We start from the raw sequence: 15,621 nt of genomic DNA, 5'->3' as shown, positions 1-15,621 counted from the left end.
GCAGGTTAAGGGTGGTAGGTTTGATAGTGTGGCTTCGCTTAGGGCGTACCTAATTAGTAACAACATTATTAAGCAGCAGCGTTAAACAAGCCCCTCCCTCCATCCCAAGAAATTCTTATTAAGTGATTATCCTCCTTGGTTTCGAGCATTGCGAGGAGTGGTAAGTCATTCCGTCATGAAATGCGTTGAGGGTGAGGTATGGTGATGGGTTTTATGCCTACGTTAATAGGGGTGGTAAATACCTAGCCGTCATAGTACCAGTGTACGTGTTTGAGGGGTACGACGACATCAAGGCGCAAGTCGTTGAAGTACTGCGCAGAAAACTCGAGAGAACAAAGGACGAGAAAAAGAGACGAATAATCACAAAGCACCTAAGACGCCTAGCACCCACGGAGAAGGCAGCCGCGGTGAAAACAAGCACCCAGCACAGCCAAGCCCTGAACAATGTAATTAATTACTCACTAATAACTAACAATCCGAAACGCAAGACTTAAAACCAATGAAGGCGAGAAAATATCGGCCCCGTAGCTCAGCATGGATAGAGCGGCGGCCTGCGGAGCCGTAGGACCCGGGTTCAAATCCCGGCGGGGCCGCCACTCCTCCATTCAACCCCTAATAACCAGTAACGTGGGTTATGAACACTCGGTAACGCACCCATGAGCACTCATGTACTAGATAATGTATCATATCAATAATATCTTCAGCTAAGCAATAAGTTGCTTAATATTTCAATTTAAGGGAATAAACGATGATGCATGTTCATTAATACCCCTTGCGTTAGTACGAAGTTTAAAACCTAATCGAACAGCCTAAAAACGCCACGAGCTAAGGCTCGGAGATTGGGTGAGTGATAGTCGTGATCATGAATATATTGGGGCTATGATAATTCCTTTTCATTAAATACTCATGAGAATTTATGTTGATTCTCCTGACCAAGTCCTTAAGGCATTGTTTACATGCTCGTAAAGCCTTAATAATGCTTCATTAGCCTTATCCTCATCTATTGTTGGATTAATAGCCTTTAGAAAATCCAAATCTATCCCTAACCTAATTGGGTCGGGATTTTTCGGGTCAAATTGCTCTGGGATCCTCTTCAATTGCTTATCTACGTATTTTTCAAACACTTTAATGAGCTGTTCTGTAGTGTTGGAATCCAGGGAAGTAATATCTATTGCTGGCATTGATCTCCACTTAGTCTTGGTGAGTTCAATCCATAATCCCTCAGTCTCCGTTCTTTCGGCAAGATTGATAAGAGCCCCCATGTTGTATTAAACCACAACACTAATACTTTAAGGTGGTCCTCCTTGAGTGTATCCCTTGGTTTCAGCCCAAAGAACATATTAGCAACGATGGGGTCCTCGCTGTACAATGCGGTGGCATGTGCAGTATTGACTCGTATCCTGTCAGGAACTAAGAACCTGCTTGCGGTATTTATGTAACCTGCATACTCGGGCTTTGCTACGATAACCCAGGAATTAGGTTTCACGAGTATGCTCCTTCGATAAATCTCATCACCACCTATAAGTGCTGGCACAGCGCCAGGAACCTTAGACGGCACTTGCTTAAACACTTCATGGAATGTACCCCTTCTTACAGCTAAACCAACAACATTCACAATCTTGCCCAGCTTTGTAATAGGAATCCTTATTGCCGATCCACCTACTTCTAATATTTTTCCATTTTCATACATATCTATCATTACCCTATTCAATTCATCATTGGGAAATGCGATCAGCCTATTCCAATTATCAACATTCTCTATGAGCTCTTTCCTCTTAAATTTCGTAATTATTGCGATAGTATTTCCGTACGTACTTACGTATCTTTCATCTCTTTCAATAGTTCTCTTTATAGAGTCTACGAACATTATGGTCTCTAATGCTGTTGATGGTTTTCGTAATAAGTTTATGAATATTGTTTCCTCATTATCGCTATGACTATTTACCCTCTTTGCAACAATGAGTACTTCACTGAGGCTTGTGCCTTCACTAAAGTTGTACCCGCTTTGAGGATCATTACTAATAATTACGTACTTTAAGTGGAATTTTGTTAAAAGCAATACTCTAGCTAAGAACCATGATATTTCTGCCAATAGACCCTTAGGCAGTACAAAAGCTATTACTCCGCCGTCCTTGATATATTTATATGCTAGGTATAGGAATAGGAGCCCCTCACCTGCCTGCCCGATGTTTAAGTAATATTTATGTTCATCCTCCTTTTCCTCAATTATATCCTGTATTGAACCTGGGAAGATTTCCTTATTTTTACGGGCAAGCTGCCTTAGCTCATCTCCCACCATAGTTCTAACATGTTTGTAAACATCAATAAACGATTGCCTAACATCCTCGTTAACCATAAACCAAAGAGCCCCCTCCTTTCCCCAAATCTCTCGGTTCTTCCTGTGGGTCTCGTGAATGGGGGATTCATTATGATTAGGTCGAATTTCTCGGGTAATGAAAATACGCCCTCTACACCCTCAACATTAACCCTCTCGACGGATCCTTTTAGTCCACCCTCAATATATGCCAATATTCCGCCAACCCTTTTACCATTATTGAGGAGCTCTAATGAACCGAACCATGCTTGCTGTTTTCCTGGGATTAACCCTAAATATATCGTGAAAACGTTCTCCCTTGATATAACCTCAGGCCCTATTAAGGCGAGGTTTATTGCTGTTATTTGTGAGGCATACTTTAAGGCGTCGATTCCATAAATGCCATTCTCTATCAATTCCTTACCAACATTGTTCAAGTCTACATCAACATCATAGTAATACTTTAATAACGCTATTAAGCGCATTAATGCGCTATAAGATGCCGTAAGTAATGTACCACTACCGCATGCAAAATCCCCAATCTTGACAGATCTTATCCTGTTAATTAGATTATGAGCTTCATCTCTAGATAATGTAAGAGGATCCTTCATATCAAGGTTTAGGAGGAATTGCACAGCTAATGACGCTAGTAAGTATGCTGCCGGGACCTCTGTATAGAATGTTGCAAAACCCTTTCTAACGGCTATATCACCCGTTATCCTATGATACACCCTACCAGCGAAATCCTTCCTCAATAAACTCCTCTTGGCCGCGATCTCTGCGCCTAACTCTATCAAGTCCTTTACCCTCAAATCTATATCCTGAGGTAATGCATCAAGTATGTTAAGTGTTGTTTCAATAACTACCTTATAATCCACTTTGAGAAGATCCTCCAGGGCCCTTCTCAAGCCATTAATACCTCCATGCTGCCTTATATAATTACTCAGTGACCTTAGCTCTGGATTCATTGACCTTACGTGCTCATAAAAGGTTGATGATAATAGTATTGATAATGCTGCATGGCCAAAGGCTACGTCCGGATTCTCGGCCTTAGCCACAGATAGGCCATAAAGTCTATAAAGAATGTCGTATATCCTCCTCCTAATAATACCTTTATTATCCAGAGCCTTTAACGACTCAGTAAAATCGTTTATCTTTTCCTCAATAAACTCCAGATTACGTTTTATCTCTTCTTCACGGACTAAGAAATCTATACTGCTCTCTATGATTAATTTTAACGTGGGTATATCAACATCCTTAAACCATTCCGTGACAGGTTCAGCCTTCTTAGAAATTTTACTCTCTATGAATGGTATTAAGGTACCCTTAATCTCCGAGGGAACGAACACCTTAACGTCGAACCTAGGCCTCTTTATTGCATCGTAAAGCTGCGACTCTGGTATATCTTTAAAGCGTTCCTTAATCCATAGGGCTACGGAGATATCCGTAAGCCCCTGCTCTATTCTCCCCCTGGCATCCTCTTCAGCATCACTGGCACTATAGGATGCCTCTATGCCTATTATGAAGCCCCTGTAGTAGCACCTTATGTCTGGTCTCCTCCTACCATGAATTCTCTCAGCCCTTGCATCAATACCTAGTTCTCTACTTAAAATATTCGCAAGCTTAACGTTAATAACCTCCTCATGAACCTCAGGCATAAAGGTATCCTCTTACAAAATATAATACGATTTAGGAAATAAATACTTTACAATTAATAACTCTAAAAACCCTAAAGTTCATTAAGACTCAGTACCTGCCAAGGCGTGAGTCATTCTGGCGAAGTCACGAAGCGATTACAGCCAGCAATTAGTTCAGTAATGATACGATTGAGCGTTTTAGAAATAGGTTTCTACCTTTGACCAGGGCAGGCTAAGAAAAGAACTCAAGGAGGAAACCAAGCAGGTTCTTAGCCGCGAGTCCGAGCTTTATGGGCTTAGGAAGTTCTTCGCAACCTAAATGATAAGCAGAAGCGTTCCAGAGGGTATTGTGAACATCTTACAGGGGCAGGACTTCATTAACTGAGCAAGGGTACTTATTGAGCATTATTGGTCACCCTGCATGAGAACTTTAGGAAATGGTACTTGGAACACGCATTATGCTTGTTATGTTGACGTTATACTAAACATAATGTTCAGTCGCCTACATTCGGTGAATGTAGTATGAATAGTAAAAGAGGAAAAGCATTAGCTTTTGGAACGCCTACGTGGAGTGAATAATGGCAAAGACACTGCGTTGCTCTTTGCCATATCTATAATTCAAGCATTGACTACAGTATCGGTCATAGACACATGTAAACGCTTATTCAGTATTAATTATCTACCTCAGCCTTGATTTCTCTTATAAGGGTTATTACTATTTATTCCCCTTGGTCTCGAGCGCGATGCCCTGGCTCACCCTGCAGGGCGTTTATCAGGTAAAGCTTGGCGTAGAAGTGCTCCGTCTCCTCGTCAATTATGCGGTCAAGTCTCTCAATCATCTCCTCCGTGAGGGAATCGCCCAGGACCTCCTTGACGAGTTGGGCCACCATCCTCATCATTAGCTCCTCATCAATCAGTAGGCACGATGAGTCTAGGCCCTTACTGCTGTCTGACAGACACTTGGCCTCGGACTCGCTTACCCTTCTCATTACTGTGTCAAGGAATGATGTCAAGACGGGCGAGTAGGACGACCATCTCGCAATTCCAAGGGTATCGGCGATTTGGGCGTACACCTTAGCATGCCCAACACTCTCCCTCGAACTCTCACGAATGAGCTGCACCCTTGGGTCATCACTGCCTAACTTCACGGCCAATCCCTCATCGTAATGTGATATTGCGGTTTCAAGCTCAACGGCGTAGTGGACGAGAGGAGAGACTTCAAACAGCTCGGGCATGTACTTCTGCTTCCACGTCCTCCTCATACGGGACGGGGCTTCGCCACCCACTATCAGGAACAGTCCAATACCATAACCCGTTAAAAGCCAGAGGCCCAGAAGAGGTTGACGGCAACGGCGACCCTGTACCAGAAGTTCGCCCCCTCAAGTAGCTTCATAATGCCGAGGATCGAGGCGGCCAGGAGTAGGCCAATGATGATCAGTGTCGGTAGGATAAGCCTAATGGGGGTCCTCGTCCCGCCTCCCTTTGGGGTGACCTTAAACGGTCTCTTCCTGCCCGTAATCCATGTCAGGAATGAGAGTGTGGTTGGAAATGAGTCGATGGATTGGAGGGAATAGTGAGCAAGGAAGGCCCTCAGGCCGTATTTGTATCTCTTCATTGACAACAAGTAGTTATACAGTAAGAAGAAGAAAATTGGTATGTAAATAATGAAGAAGAGTTGGGCATACCTGAAGTAGTACGCATTAAGGAAAATGAATAGCACAGGCGCTACGACCTCTGCGAGCGCCAGGATGCTTACTTTGAACCAATACAATACGCCGTTGAGGTAGTCCCAGAATTGAGTTAGGACAATGCTTGCATTGAGGAGCCTTGGAAGAAGCTGGAAGCCTCCTAGGGACCATCTGGACTGCTGGACCCAATAGGCAGTATATGACTGCGGGGGCTCGCCGCTCCACAGGGCCGGTACGTCGATGTACCTGCCATAGTAGCCCCTCTCCAGCAGCTCAAGCGATGTGTAAATGTCCTCGGTGACCGTATCCTCGTTGAAGCCTCCAACCTCCAGCAGCGGCCTTATCTTGAAGAGGGTTCCCGAGCCTAACATGAAGGGTGACCTTTGCACATCCCTTGCCCTCATCACTACCCTGAGGAACGGGAGTTGTTGTATCCACGATGACATTCCTATCCAGGTGCGTGTGTTTGAGTAGTACTGTGGGATCTGAACGAACGCGACCCTGTCGTCGTCAAAGAACTTGAGGAGCCTACCTATCACGCCAGGGAGTAGCATCTGGTCGGCGTCAAGGATCATGGCGTAGTCGTACTTGTCGCCGTATGCCCTGAGCCAGTCGTTTATCGCGCCTGCCTTGTAACCCCTCCTGTTATCCCTATGTACGTAGTTAAAGCCAGTCCTCTCAGCTATCAGTTTCAGCCTGGTAACAATGGTGGGGTCTGTCGAGTCGTCGAGGACGTAAACGTTCTCCGGCCCGACACTGAGACTTGAGACGAGGGCGTTCTGAGCGACCATGAGAGGGTCCTCATTGTAGCTAACGACGAGGATTGCGACCCTCCTTCCATTTAGATCAACAGGCTTCTGAGAGTAGAAGTCAAGGACCCCGCGGTAGTAGGTGTTAGCAAGGGTCCTGTAGCGCAGATAGGTTGCCGCCATCGAGATGGCGATGACTATGTCGAGGATTATGAGGAAGGTGATTATGGAATAGGGTGAGCGGGGGCCTATGAGGATGGTGATTATAAGCGGGGCTCCCACTATGAGCGACAGGAACACGGCGTAGTTTCTTGCTGCGGCAGCTTTCATTACCATGAGCATCATCAATACTTTTAACTTATTTAATAAAACTTTCTGCTCTTTAAGAAACTGCTCAGAGTTAACCTGCCCTGTCTCTCCGCGGTCTGCTGGGCTTGAACTCAGGTCCTACGGCTTCAAGCCCTGGTGGAACCACTGGTTCTCTTTTAATCTTCGCATGTATCATTAACATGGTCGTTTCTACGCATTTAGAGAACCTTTTTCATAGGACTTAATTTCTTTTAGATTAATGTTCCATACTAATTGTGAAGATAGCATAAACTTACGGCGCAAATAATGCTAAGTTTATGAAACCGTGAATAATGACGGTATAGGTGCTAAAGGTAAGTACTTACTCCCGTCATTAAATTGCCCCTCCATGGCGTGGCTTGAGCCTAGCGTAAATAATACGGACCCGATTAAGCCTAATACTGGTGGTAGTGCCGTGATTATTATGCCAAGTGTTTCAATTAATTCGAAGGGTAGTTCAACCCTTATTGGTATGCTCGTCTCAATACTAGTGATGAACCTGGCCCATATTGGCGCCAGTATCTCCATTGTCCCGAAGAACATTATTATTGAGACACCCACTAATACCAGGGTTACGCCAGTCCTAACCATGGGTCTCCTAAGGTCGTTACCCAACCTACGTAGTGTTATCGCAATTAATATCGTGGCTGGGAAGAACGTTAAGAAACCTAGGTATTCAGTAATATTCGATACCCACCCCAGCGTTGGGTTGGGTACCGGGATGGTGTAGAGTCCAGGTGGAGGGAATAGTAGACCTACGTAGTAGGTAACCATGGATGTGGTGGCTAATGCCCAAGTGGTTATGAGTAATATGATGCCCGCCTTACCATGGACATACCTCCTACTGGCATTGGCCAACTTCATGAAACCTGGAGCTTGATATAGCGCCGAGGTTAAGCCTATGGTGAGGGCCGATATTAGTATGAGTAATGTGTTTGGGTGCTCCGCCACGTAGAACCATATTAACATGAAGTTGAATATGGCAAGCCAGGCAATGATCAGCACCATGGATATGGAGACAATAGCATAGCCAATCCTGAGCCGTTTAATACCAATAATGAACTGTTTATCATCCCACACCTGGTGCATTATAATCCATTAACCACCCACGTATATAAGTGTTGCTGAACCAATTCCTCCCGAAGAACGCAATTCATAATTAATTACCATAACCATCAATGGCTATTGTAAATTTAGCCTTTTAAATATGTCATACAAAATGATTACCAGGCCATGAGACTTAGCCAGGAGGAGAAGGAGAGATCCCTAAAGGCTTTAGGGGAGGATTGTGCGTTTAAGTACGCAGTAATGGATTGCCGGTATCCAAGAGTTATTGAGGGGATCAGAAGGAGTTGAAGACTAGGATGGATAGACTTGAGAGGAGAGTTGATAGGATTAAGAGAACCCTAGAGAAGGTTACAATAACCATTGAGGAACGTGGTTAATTATTGCCTGAAACAGCGCAGCATCAATATCGAGACTGGTCCAGTACAATTGAACCCCAGGTATAAGTTCTATATTTATGGGACCGATAGGCAGATGACCATTGTTGGTGAGGCGAAGAATAGAGCCAGTAGGAAAATTGTAGAGCGTGCCTTAACTAAGGTTAGTGAGACAGTGAAGTTATTCCCACAAATTCCTAGGCAGGGTTATCACCGTCATTTACTGCCTAAGGTCCTCGTCAGGTGCAATTGAGGAAGCCAAGAAGCTGGCGTATGGCTCTTTGAGTCGATGAAAGAAAAATGCCATTCCCTGCTTAGCCCTCCTTCGTGGTTTTGTCCACTTCCTGTATTGTCTCTTTAATTTCCCAGTTCTTCATGGCCCTGTGCCTATTGTTACTTCCTCTATCTTATCGTTGCACGCTAATAATGCCCTTAGGGTTTTCTCGTCATTCGTCCTAATTATGTATGTTGTTTCCTCACCATTAACCACCCTCTCTACAGAGGCTCCTTCGCCCGGTATGATTAGTTCCGTATCCACGCACCTAACACTTATCACTGCCGCATACACGGTCCTCATGAGCTCCTCATACACCTGGCTAGCAATTACTGCACCTATGTGGGTGCAAAGGCCCCTGCTTTCGCCCCATGGGCTTGCCTGGCAGTCGCAGGTGTATTTACCGTTGATGAGCCTAACTATGTATTGCGGTAATTTATCACCCATTGATGGCTCGCCTCTAACAACCCATGCATTGCTGCTTAATGCCCTCACATCATTGTTCAGGAACCTCCTTAGTGATCTCCTGATCCAGGAACTGGACTTGCCAGGGTATCTATTCCTTAACTCCTTAATTAACTCCCTAATTACTCGCCTATCTATTCCATGGTGATTGTCAGGTAATACCTTGAGTATTTGGTTAAGGCTCTATCGGTTACTTTACCAACTCCTGCTAAGGACCTCCCTAACACTGTCTATTGCATTCCTTATACCTGAGGGGTCAATGCCGTAACCCTTACTCTCCCACAGCGTTAGCGCCTTATTGATTGATTCCTCGGCATAATCAACCTTGTCGATTAACCTCATCAACGCCGTGCCCCTGGCCTTATTCGCACTCATCAACATCTTCGTGATTAACACTAACGCCGAGTTGTAAGTCCTCCTCAGAGTCTCAATAACGAAGTCCCTACTCAATGGCTTTACGAAGTACGACGTATCCCTATAGTCATAATTTGACAAGACGCTCGATAAGTCGCTCAGTAGTGATATGTCTGGCAGTAAGTAAGTTGAATTATCAATCCTTGGACATAGCATCAACGTGGCTGTCTCCTTAATGAATGAGTATATGTGCGTCTCATAACCAGGAATGTCAAAGGACCATAGGACCAGGTCTCTATCATCATTAGTAATCATGAAGTACTGAAGATTCTTCCTGGACTTTAACGCAGTGGTCTCATGAACATCCCTCACATCATCAGCATCCTTATATGCACCTCCAAAACTCCTTGACGACTTACCACGTGTGTAACCAGTAACCACGTACATCAGAGCTTAGTCTCTTCAGGGATTTATAAGTTTTACTCTAACGAAAAATAGAAACATCAGCGAAAGTTTTGGCAAAGCATCTATTTATTATTGTTGTGTCGAACTCTGGACGGGAAGAGTGGAGGTAAGAATAATCTTACCTCCACTCTGCAGGTTCAAACCTCGGCCTCTCTATGATGGTCAAGGTTTTAAGTCAGGTTTTGGTTTTGCATCTTTGTATGACTGTGTTGGATATTGGTTTTGGTAATGCGGTTTGGGTTAGGGCTAGGGTTAGGATTTATGAGAGTACGAGGAGGGTTGGTGATAGGGAGTACAAGATCGTTAACGCCTACATACCGCTGCCAACAACGGTTAGGTACTTCGGCTTTAGGAATGGTGCCCCAGTGAGGATTTGGCTGTTTAAGGATAATAGGTACATGGCCTATGAGGGCAACATTAGGCGCATACACAAGACCCAGTACGGGGCCAGTTTACCAACAACGGTGATAGAGGGTCTCGGGTTAAGTAATAAGGATGAGGTTGAGGCACTGATATACCTGGAACTCACGGAGAGGGGGGAGGGCGAGACCGGGGAATTAAGCGAGGGCGGGCAGGGTGGTGAGTAATTGATTGTTTTGAACCTGTAGAGTGGCTGTAAGAATAATCTTACCTCCACTCTGCCTGCCCAAGGCGTTCAATCCCTAAATAAACCTGCATTCCACGGCATCCTCGGTATTAATGCCATGTATACTGCCTCCGTGTTGAGGACGACCCTGTCTATGAACCTCCTGGTCAGGGCTCCGATTAGGCCGTACTTCCTACCTATGTTAGGTTCTCCATAATACTTGCTGACGATTTCATTTAATTCAACTCCCTTCAACACCTCGCCCATGAACTTCCTAGGTACCATGAATCCAGCTCATGCCGAGGGTTACCCTACCATCCCTATCAATTATTGCGGCTATGGTTACGTCAAGACCCTCCTCAAAGCCTTCAACCCTAATTATTCCCGCCTCAATGCCAACGCCAAACTCTGCATTGGGTACGGCGTTAATTGCGTACCTAGCCCTCTTAATGGCTCCATTAATAGTCTCATTGAACCCAATGGGTTCTGGCGATAAGTCGCCAGGTGGTTCAACCGAGACCACGTTAACCCTGAAACCCGCGAGCCGGAACGCCAGCTCCGTACCCCTGACCTTATTTGGATTCCTTGAGCCGATGGCTACGGTTATCACGGCGGATAAAGTAAATCTAGGGGTTATAAGGCTCTAACTTGTGATGATGCTTAGTCGCCTACCGAGAAGTGAAGAGTGACTCCAATGCTGATGATTTCACAATTCACGATAGTAGTTACTTGAGGACCTACGTTGTATTTCCTTCACCGCATTAATGCACTGTCTTACTCAATGAATACTGTGGTGCCCGTGTACTTACTACCCCTGAGTAACTCGAGTCTTCTCGCCAACTTAACCGCGGCCTCCACAGCCCTCCTCGCGTACTCCTCAGCCCTCTCCAGCGCCTGCATTCTATTGGCTCCTGGCCCTATTATACCCATGCCCACGGGCTTTCTATGCTCCACTGACAGGTCCATCAACTTCCTAGCCGCCTGATGAGCAACAACCTCGTCATGCTTGGTCTCACCCTGGATAACGGCGCCTATGGCCGCCACGGCATCCACGTCATCCCTCCTAAGCAGTTCATCGACTATTATCGGCATGTCGTAGGTGCCAGGCACTTTAGCTACATACGTGACCTCAGCCCCCAGGAACCTGGCATGCTCCAGGGCCTTCTGGAGCATTAGGTATGTAACATCGTAATTAAACTCGGCAACTACGATTGCAAGCCTAACCTTATTCGCCATCACCATGGTTAGGGAATAGGGCAAATAAAAGCTTAATCCTAAGTATAGACCCACACCAACGTGACAGCTCTGCCTAACGCCAAGATATGCATCACTTAAGCCCCATTACTCCGTCACAAAGTCCACCTAGATCCTCTGCTGGTCCACTAGGAACTACATACCTATGTAGTTGCTACATAGGTATGTAGTCCTAAGCCCTACCACCGTTAACAAGCGTTTAAAAAGCCCTGGCACTGACTAATTAATGGTGTGATTAACTTCTCAGGGCTCTGGATTTGGAAGTACATTAGGGACAAGCTGCCCTGGTACTACGAGGTAGCGATTAACCGGAAACCGGCCAAGTACCTAATAGCCGATAGGATACCCGTCAATGAGAAAATAACCGAACTAAGCGAGGGCGAGTTATGGAGAGAGTTCGATAGGGCCCTAAACGACTTCCTGGAGTTATGGCGCAGGGTGAGGAATAACGAGGTTGATATTAGGGGGACGCCCAAGGCATCACCATCACTCCTGGACCTCATTTCGGAGATTACTAAGAGGATGATTAGGCATTGCGAGTTTTGTGAGTGGCGTTGTGGGGTTGATAGGACTGGCGGTAAGAGGCTTGGCGTATGTATGCTTGACTTCACTAGTAGGGTCTCCACGTACTTCCACCACCTGGGTGAGGAGTTGCCTCTTCGTGGCGTGATGGGTTCGGGAACCATCTTCTTCACATCCTGCAACTTCCGCTGCGCCTTCTGCCAAAATGCCGACATCAGTAGGGATAGGTTTAATGGGGTCATCATGAACCAAGGCAGATAGCCTCGGCAGCGGTCATACTAAGGCTTGAGGGTGTCCATAACATTAATTGGGTCGGCGGCGAACCAACACCACACCTTCACAACATAGTGGAGGCGATTAGGTTAATTGCCAAGAAGGGCATCAAGGTCCTTGATGAGTTGAGCGATGAGGAGTATGATGCCGTGCTCTCGGTTAAGGCAGACTTCATACCGTATAGTTTCTCGAGGGATTGGGCCTTCTATGGCGATGAACTCAACGTACCCATGCTATGGAACAGTAACTTCTACATGACGGTCAATTCAATGAAAATATTGAGAGTAATAGTTGATATTCATTTACCAGATTTTAAATATTATAATAATAACTGCGCATTTAGAATATCAAGAATCCCTCACTATTTTGAAATTGTTTCTAGGAATCATAAGCTTGTGTATGACTGGGGTGAGGACATGATAATTAGGCACTTGGTAATGCCCAGCCATATCGAGGATGATACTAAGCCCCTGCTTAGGTGGATTGCCGATAACATGCCCGGCGTCCTGGTGAACATAATGGATCAGTACAGACCTGAGTATGAGACGGACCCAAACTCGCCGAGGTTTAATCCTGAGTTTAGGGAGTTGGCTAGGAGGCCGAGTAGGGAGGAGTTGATGGAGGTCTATAGGTATGCTAGGGACTTGGGGTTGAACTTTGAGTTGATAAGCTTTGAGAAGAAGATTGACATCAGGTACTTCGGTGATGAGGACTCACTGATCGAGAGGCTTGAGGACTTGCGGTGAGGGTTAAAGCAGTAGTAATTCCGTCTTTTTAAGCGTTCCATTGACTGGATCCACCTCGAGACCCAGTATCTCAAGTGCGGTCATGCCAATCACCAACGCATCATCAGTCTCACCAAATATCACTGGGACGATGCCTCTCTCGCCCATGAGCATTAGACCGACATCCCCTACATCCCGTTCAACATAACCACCAAAGGCCTTAAACCTCCTCCTTCCACTTGGCTTTATACCGAGTCCCTCAAGGATGTCTCTACGTATTACCGTATACACTGCGCCAGTATCAACGATACTCTCAACCTCCACTACCTTATCAGGCATTAATGGGTTGAATACGCCGGCCTTAACCTTGATAAAATCCATCAAGCATAATTCCATAGCTAGGAATTTAAATAGTTTTAAGCACGTGTAATCACATAACGCCAGGTTCGGCGTTAGTAATTGTTTTTTTGATTTTAATCAACGACTCCCTCCTCGGTTATCCTGAACGTGACCTCCCTCTCTGGGTGATACGGCGAGTCGAATATCTTGGCAATCCTGACATTCTCCTTACCCTTCCTAAGCCAAACCCTGTAGGTTGCACCGTGGGCAATCACGTTACCGCCTGCCGGCTTCAGCGGGTTTCCGAAGAATACGTCTGGCTGGGCGATTACTTGGTTCGTCACTACAACGGCTACGTTGTATATGTCGGCAATCCTTAGTAGTTGGGCTATGTGGTGGTTAAGCTTCTGCTGTCTCTCGGCTAGGTTCTCCCTGCCGGTACTCACTCCTGAAGTGGGCGACCAATGAGTCGATGATTATTAGGCCTATGTTCTCCTTCTCGATAATCTTCTTACTCTCGTCAATGATCATTATCTGGTGATCGCTGTTGTAGGCCCTGGCATATAATATGTTCCTCAACGCCTCCTGCGGGTCCAAACCCCTGTACTTAGCCATCTGCATTATTCTCTCGGGTCTGAAGGTGTTCTCCGTATCGACGTACAACGCCTTAGCCTTTAAGCCACCCTTGTCCTCGGGTAGCTGAACCATTACGCTTAATTGATGGCATAGCTGGGTCTTACCACTACCGAACTCGCCGACCAACTCCGTGATCGCCTTGGTCTCAATACCACCACCAAGTAATTCATCAAGCGACTTAACACCGGTGCTAATCCTCCTAACGCCTCTCCTCTTCTCATAAAGTTCGTAAGCCGTTATGAATGGCGTCAAGCCAATGAGCTTCTGGGCGGCCGCAATTATCTGCTTAGCCCTATCCTCACTACCGAGTATTTCGGCTAACTCCTTAACGCTTGCGAAGCAACGTCCCTAGCCGTGTTGTAGCCTGCCTCCCTAAGCTTCTGAGCCGTTACCCTGCCAACACCCTCGATCTCCTCAACATCAATGACAGGATAACCACCACTAACGCTTGCCGTAACCGCAGCGCCCCTTTCACCACTCTCCTCACCCGTATCCTCAACCTCGACCGGTTCCTCCTTCTCTTCCTCCTCAACCTCCTGCTCCTGCACTTTTCTCTTCCCCTTTGGCATATTCCTCACCTAAAAATAAATGGTTATTACTTAAAAAAACTAAGCAGTGAGGAAGTACGGGATTCACCGAAGACTTGACTTAATCCTAAGCCACACGCCTAGGCAGGTCTCGCGCCAAAGCCTATTAATGTCATCACCGCCGCCTCAACAACATGCCTTAGTATCGCCAGTACGTCATCATTAGTGGTGGGCTTTACATAGGCTATATCATCGTCGTAACCACAGGTCGCCTTAAGCAACCTATCAACCGCCCTCCTACCAATGAGTCTCCTCAACTCATCCCATGTGTAACCAACGTAACCTAACGATCTATAGAGCCTGTCGGCTGGCTCGTTACCGAACCACGTGGTTGCGACATAGACATCTGAATCCGCGCACACCTCCTCAACTGTACTCATCAGAACCTTACCAATACCCAAACCCCTGCACTCCTCAACCACGGCTATGTAATAAATAACGCATAGCTTAATGGAACCAACATTAACGCCGTAATAAACAACTGCACCCGCGATCGACCCATCAACGGTGGCTAGAGCCACGGAGCCAACGCCGTAGTCAACAACGGCCTTTGCATACCTATAAGCCGAACCAAAGAACTCCCTCAATATTGGTTCTGCATGGCTCATTAATTCCGTACCGCCTATAACTACCGTGATTGGTCCACCGCAATTCATGAGTACCGCCTAAACGATAAATTATAGGGTTTGGATTAATTAGGAATAGAAAATAATGAGGACTTACACCCTCCTACCACGCCTACCTCCAGGCGGCCTAATGGTGTCGGTTGGTATTGGCGTCACATCCTCAATACGACCGATTATCAAGCCCGCCCTGGCCAAGGCCCTAATGGCGGCAGCCGCACCAGGACCTGGCGTCTTTGGGCCGTAGCCGCCCGGTGCCTTAACCTTTATGTGCACTGCGTTTATGCCCCTACTCATGGCTATTTGTGCGGCCTTATACGCAGCCATCATCGCGGCATAC

General features: G+C 46.1%; 18 protein-coding genes, 1 tRNA gene and 2 pseudogenes. 7 read left to right on the top strand and 14 right to left on the bottom strand.

Features of this window, described 5'->3' with window-relative positions:
* Positions 1 to 191: 191 nt before the first annotated feature.
* Positions 192 to 494, top strand: coding sequence for a hypothetical protein (locus tag JCM14467_RS14270; RefSeq protein ID WP_252901819.1), 303 nt, complete (start codon positions 192 to 194; stop codon positions 492 to 494).
* Between the two features lie 24 nt (positions 495 to 518).
* A tRNA-Arg gene (locus JCM14467_RS14265) sits at positions 519 to 596 on the top strand.
* A 318-nt stretch (positions 597 to 914) separates the two neighbouring features.
* Here JCM14467_RS14265 and JCM14467_RS14260 read toward each other — a convergent pair.
* The 6 genes from JCM14467_RS14260 to JCM14467_RS14235 form a co-directional block, all read right to left on the bottom strand.
* Positions 915 to 1,181, bottom strand: coding sequence for a hypothetical protein (locus JCM14467_RS14260; RefSeq protein ID WP_054850613.1), 267 nt, complete (start codon positions 1,179 to 1,181; stop codon positions 915 to 917).
* Positions 1,169 to 2,299, bottom strand: coding sequence for a hypothetical protein (locus tag JCM14467_RS14255; protein ID WP_054850612.1), 1,131 nt, complete (start codon positions 2,297 to 2,299; stop codon positions 1,169 to 1,171). The genes JCM14467_RS14260 and JCM14467_RS14255 overlap by 13 nt, the downstream gene beginning before the upstream one ends.
* On the bottom strand, positions 2,281 to 3,972 hold the full coding sequence (locus tag JCM14467_RS14250; protein WP_054850611.1) for a hypothetical protein: 1,692 nt from the start codon (positions 3,970 to 3,972) through the stop codon (positions 2,281 to 2,283). The genes JCM14467_RS14255 and JCM14467_RS14250 overlap by 19 nt, the downstream gene beginning before the upstream one ends.
* A gap of 698 nt (positions 3,973 to 4,670) precedes the next feature.
* Positions 4,671 to 5,213, bottom strand: a complete 543-nt coding sequence (locus JCM14467_RS14245) for a hypothetical protein (protein WP_252901818.1) — start codon at positions 5,211 to 5,213, stop codon at positions 4,671 to 4,673.
* 53 nt (positions 5,214 to 5,266) lie between these two features.
* The gene (locus tag JCM14467_RS14240; protein WP_252901817.1) at positions 5,267 to 6,730 is read right to left on the bottom strand and encodes a glycosyltransferase family 2 protein; all 1,464 of its coding nucleotides are present in this window, start codon (positions 6,728 to 6,730) and stop codon (positions 5,267 to 5,269) included.
* A 282-nt stretch (positions 6,731 to 7,012) separates the two neighbouring features.
* On the bottom strand, positions 7,013 to 7,825 hold the full coding sequence (locus JCM14467_RS14235; RefSeq protein WP_054850608.1) for a hypothetical protein: 813 nt from the start codon (positions 7,823 to 7,825) through the stop codon (positions 7,013 to 7,015).
* Positions 7,826 to 7,969: 144 nt separating this feature from the next.
* Here JCM14467_RS14235 and JCM14467_RS19590 point away from each other — a divergent pair, with 144 nt between their 5' ends.
* A complete protein-coding gene (locus JCM14467_RS19590; protein WP_256359268.1) occupies positions 7,970 to 8,092 on the top strand; it encodes a hypothetical protein in 123 nt (40 codons plus the stop codon).
* A gap of 81 nt (positions 8,093 to 8,173) precedes the next feature.
* Positions 8,174 to 8,431 (top strand): hypothetical protein, encoded by a 258-nt coding sequence (locus tag JCM14467_RS14230; RefSeq protein WP_252901816.1) that lies wholly within the window; start codon positions 8,174 to 8,176, stop codon positions 8,429 to 8,431.
* Positions 8,432 to 8,551: 120 nt separating this feature from the next.
* Here JCM14467_RS14230 and JCM14467_RS14225 read toward each other — a convergent pair whose 3' ends face one another.
* Positions 8,552 to 8,947 carry a hypothetical protein gene (locus tag JCM14467_RS14225; RefSeq protein ID WP_252901815.1) on the bottom strand — a complete coding sequence of 132 codons (396 nt, stop codon included), beginning with the start codon at positions 8,945 to 8,947 and terminating at the stop codon, positions 8,552 to 8,554.
* 165 nt (positions 8,948 to 9,112) lie between these two features.
* The gene (locus tag JCM14467_RS14220; protein WP_054850605.1) at positions 9,113 to 9,718 is read right to left on the bottom strand and encodes a hypothetical protein; all 606 of its coding nucleotides are present in this window, start codon (positions 9,716 to 9,718) and stop codon (positions 9,113 to 9,115) included.
* 218 nt (positions 9,719 to 9,936) lie between these two features.
* Between JCM14467_RS14220 and JCM14467_RS14215 the strand changes: the two genes are divergently transcribed.
* The gene (locus JCM14467_RS14215; RefSeq protein ID WP_054850604.1) at positions 9,937 to 10,323 is read left to right on the top strand and encodes a hypothetical protein; all 387 of its coding nucleotides are present in this window, start codon (positions 9,937 to 9,939) and stop codon (positions 10,321 to 10,323) included.
* A gap of 68 nt (positions 10,324 to 10,391) precedes the next feature.
* Here JCM14467_RS14215 and yjjX read toward each other — a convergent pair.
* Both yjjX and ribH read right to left on the bottom strand, forming a co-directional pair.
* Positions 10,392 to 10,932: pseudogene (gene yjjX / locus JCM14467_RS20295) on the bottom strand (inosine/xanthosine triphosphatase).
* Between the two features lie 164 nt (positions 10,933 to 11,096).
* Positions 11,097 to 11,558 carry a 6,7-dimethyl-8-ribityllumazine synthase gene (gene ribH / locus JCM14467_RS14205; RefSeq protein ID WP_054850615.1) on the bottom strand — a complete coding sequence of 154 codons (462 nt, stop codon included), beginning with the start codon at positions 11,556 to 11,558 and terminating at the stop codon, positions 11,097 to 11,099.
* 249 nt (positions 11,559 to 11,807) lie between these two features.
* Here ribH and JCM14467_RS19235 point away from each other — a divergent pair, with 249 nt between their 5' ends.
* Together JCM14467_RS19235 and JCM14467_RS19230 are read left to right on the top strand one after the other, a co-directional pair.
* Complete coding sequence (locus tag JCM14467_RS19235; RefSeq protein ID WP_252901812.1) at positions 11,808 to 12,359, top strand: hypothetical protein; 552 nt, start codon at positions 11,808 to 11,810, stop codon at positions 12,357 to 12,359.
* Positions 12,360 to 12,445: 86 nt separating this feature from the next.
* The gene (locus JCM14467_RS19230) at positions 12,446 to 13,117 is read left to right on the top strand and encodes a hypothetical protein (protein WP_252901811.1); all 672 of its coding nucleotides are present in this window, start codon (positions 12,446 to 12,448) and stop codon (positions 13,115 to 13,117) included.
* A 3-nt stretch (positions 13,118 to 13,120) separates the two neighbouring features.
* Here JCM14467_RS19230 and JCM14467_RS14195 read toward each other — a convergent pair whose 3' ends face one another.
* The 4 genes and pseudogenes from JCM14467_RS14195 to rpsK all read right to left on the bottom strand — a co-directional run.
* Positions 13,121 to 13,477 carry an aspartyl protease gene (locus tag JCM14467_RS14195; protein WP_054850603.1) on the bottom strand — a complete coding sequence of 119 codons (357 nt, stop codon included), beginning with the start codon at positions 13,475 to 13,477 and terminating at the stop codon, positions 13,121 to 13,123.
* A gap of 92 nt (positions 13,478 to 13,569) precedes the next feature.
* Positions 13,570 to 14,640 (bottom strand): annotated as a pseudogene (radA, locus tag JCM14467_RS14190) (DNA repair and recombination protein RadA).
* Between the two features lie 98 nt (positions 14,641 to 14,738).
* The gene (locus JCM14467_RS14185) at positions 14,739 to 15,314 is read right to left on the bottom strand and encodes a GNAT family N-acetyltransferase (protein WP_252901810.1); all 576 of its coding nucleotides are present in this window, start codon (positions 15,312 to 15,314) and stop codon (positions 14,739 to 14,741) included.
* Positions 15,315 to 15,377: 63 nt separating this feature from the next.
* On the bottom strand, positions 15,378 to 15,621 hold a 244-nt coding region (gene rpsK, locus JCM14467_RS14180), incomplete at its 5' end, for a 30S ribosomal protein S11 (protein ID WP_252901809.1).

This window comes from Vulcanisaeta sp. JCM 14467 (assembly GCF_001316245.1).
In the GTDB taxonomy this organism is placed as follows: Archaea; Thermoproteota; Thermoprotei; order Thermoproteales; family Thermocladiaceae; genus Vulcanisaeta.
Note: the sequence above shows the minus strand (reverse complement) of the source record. Positions and strands in the feature narration are given on the sequence as shown.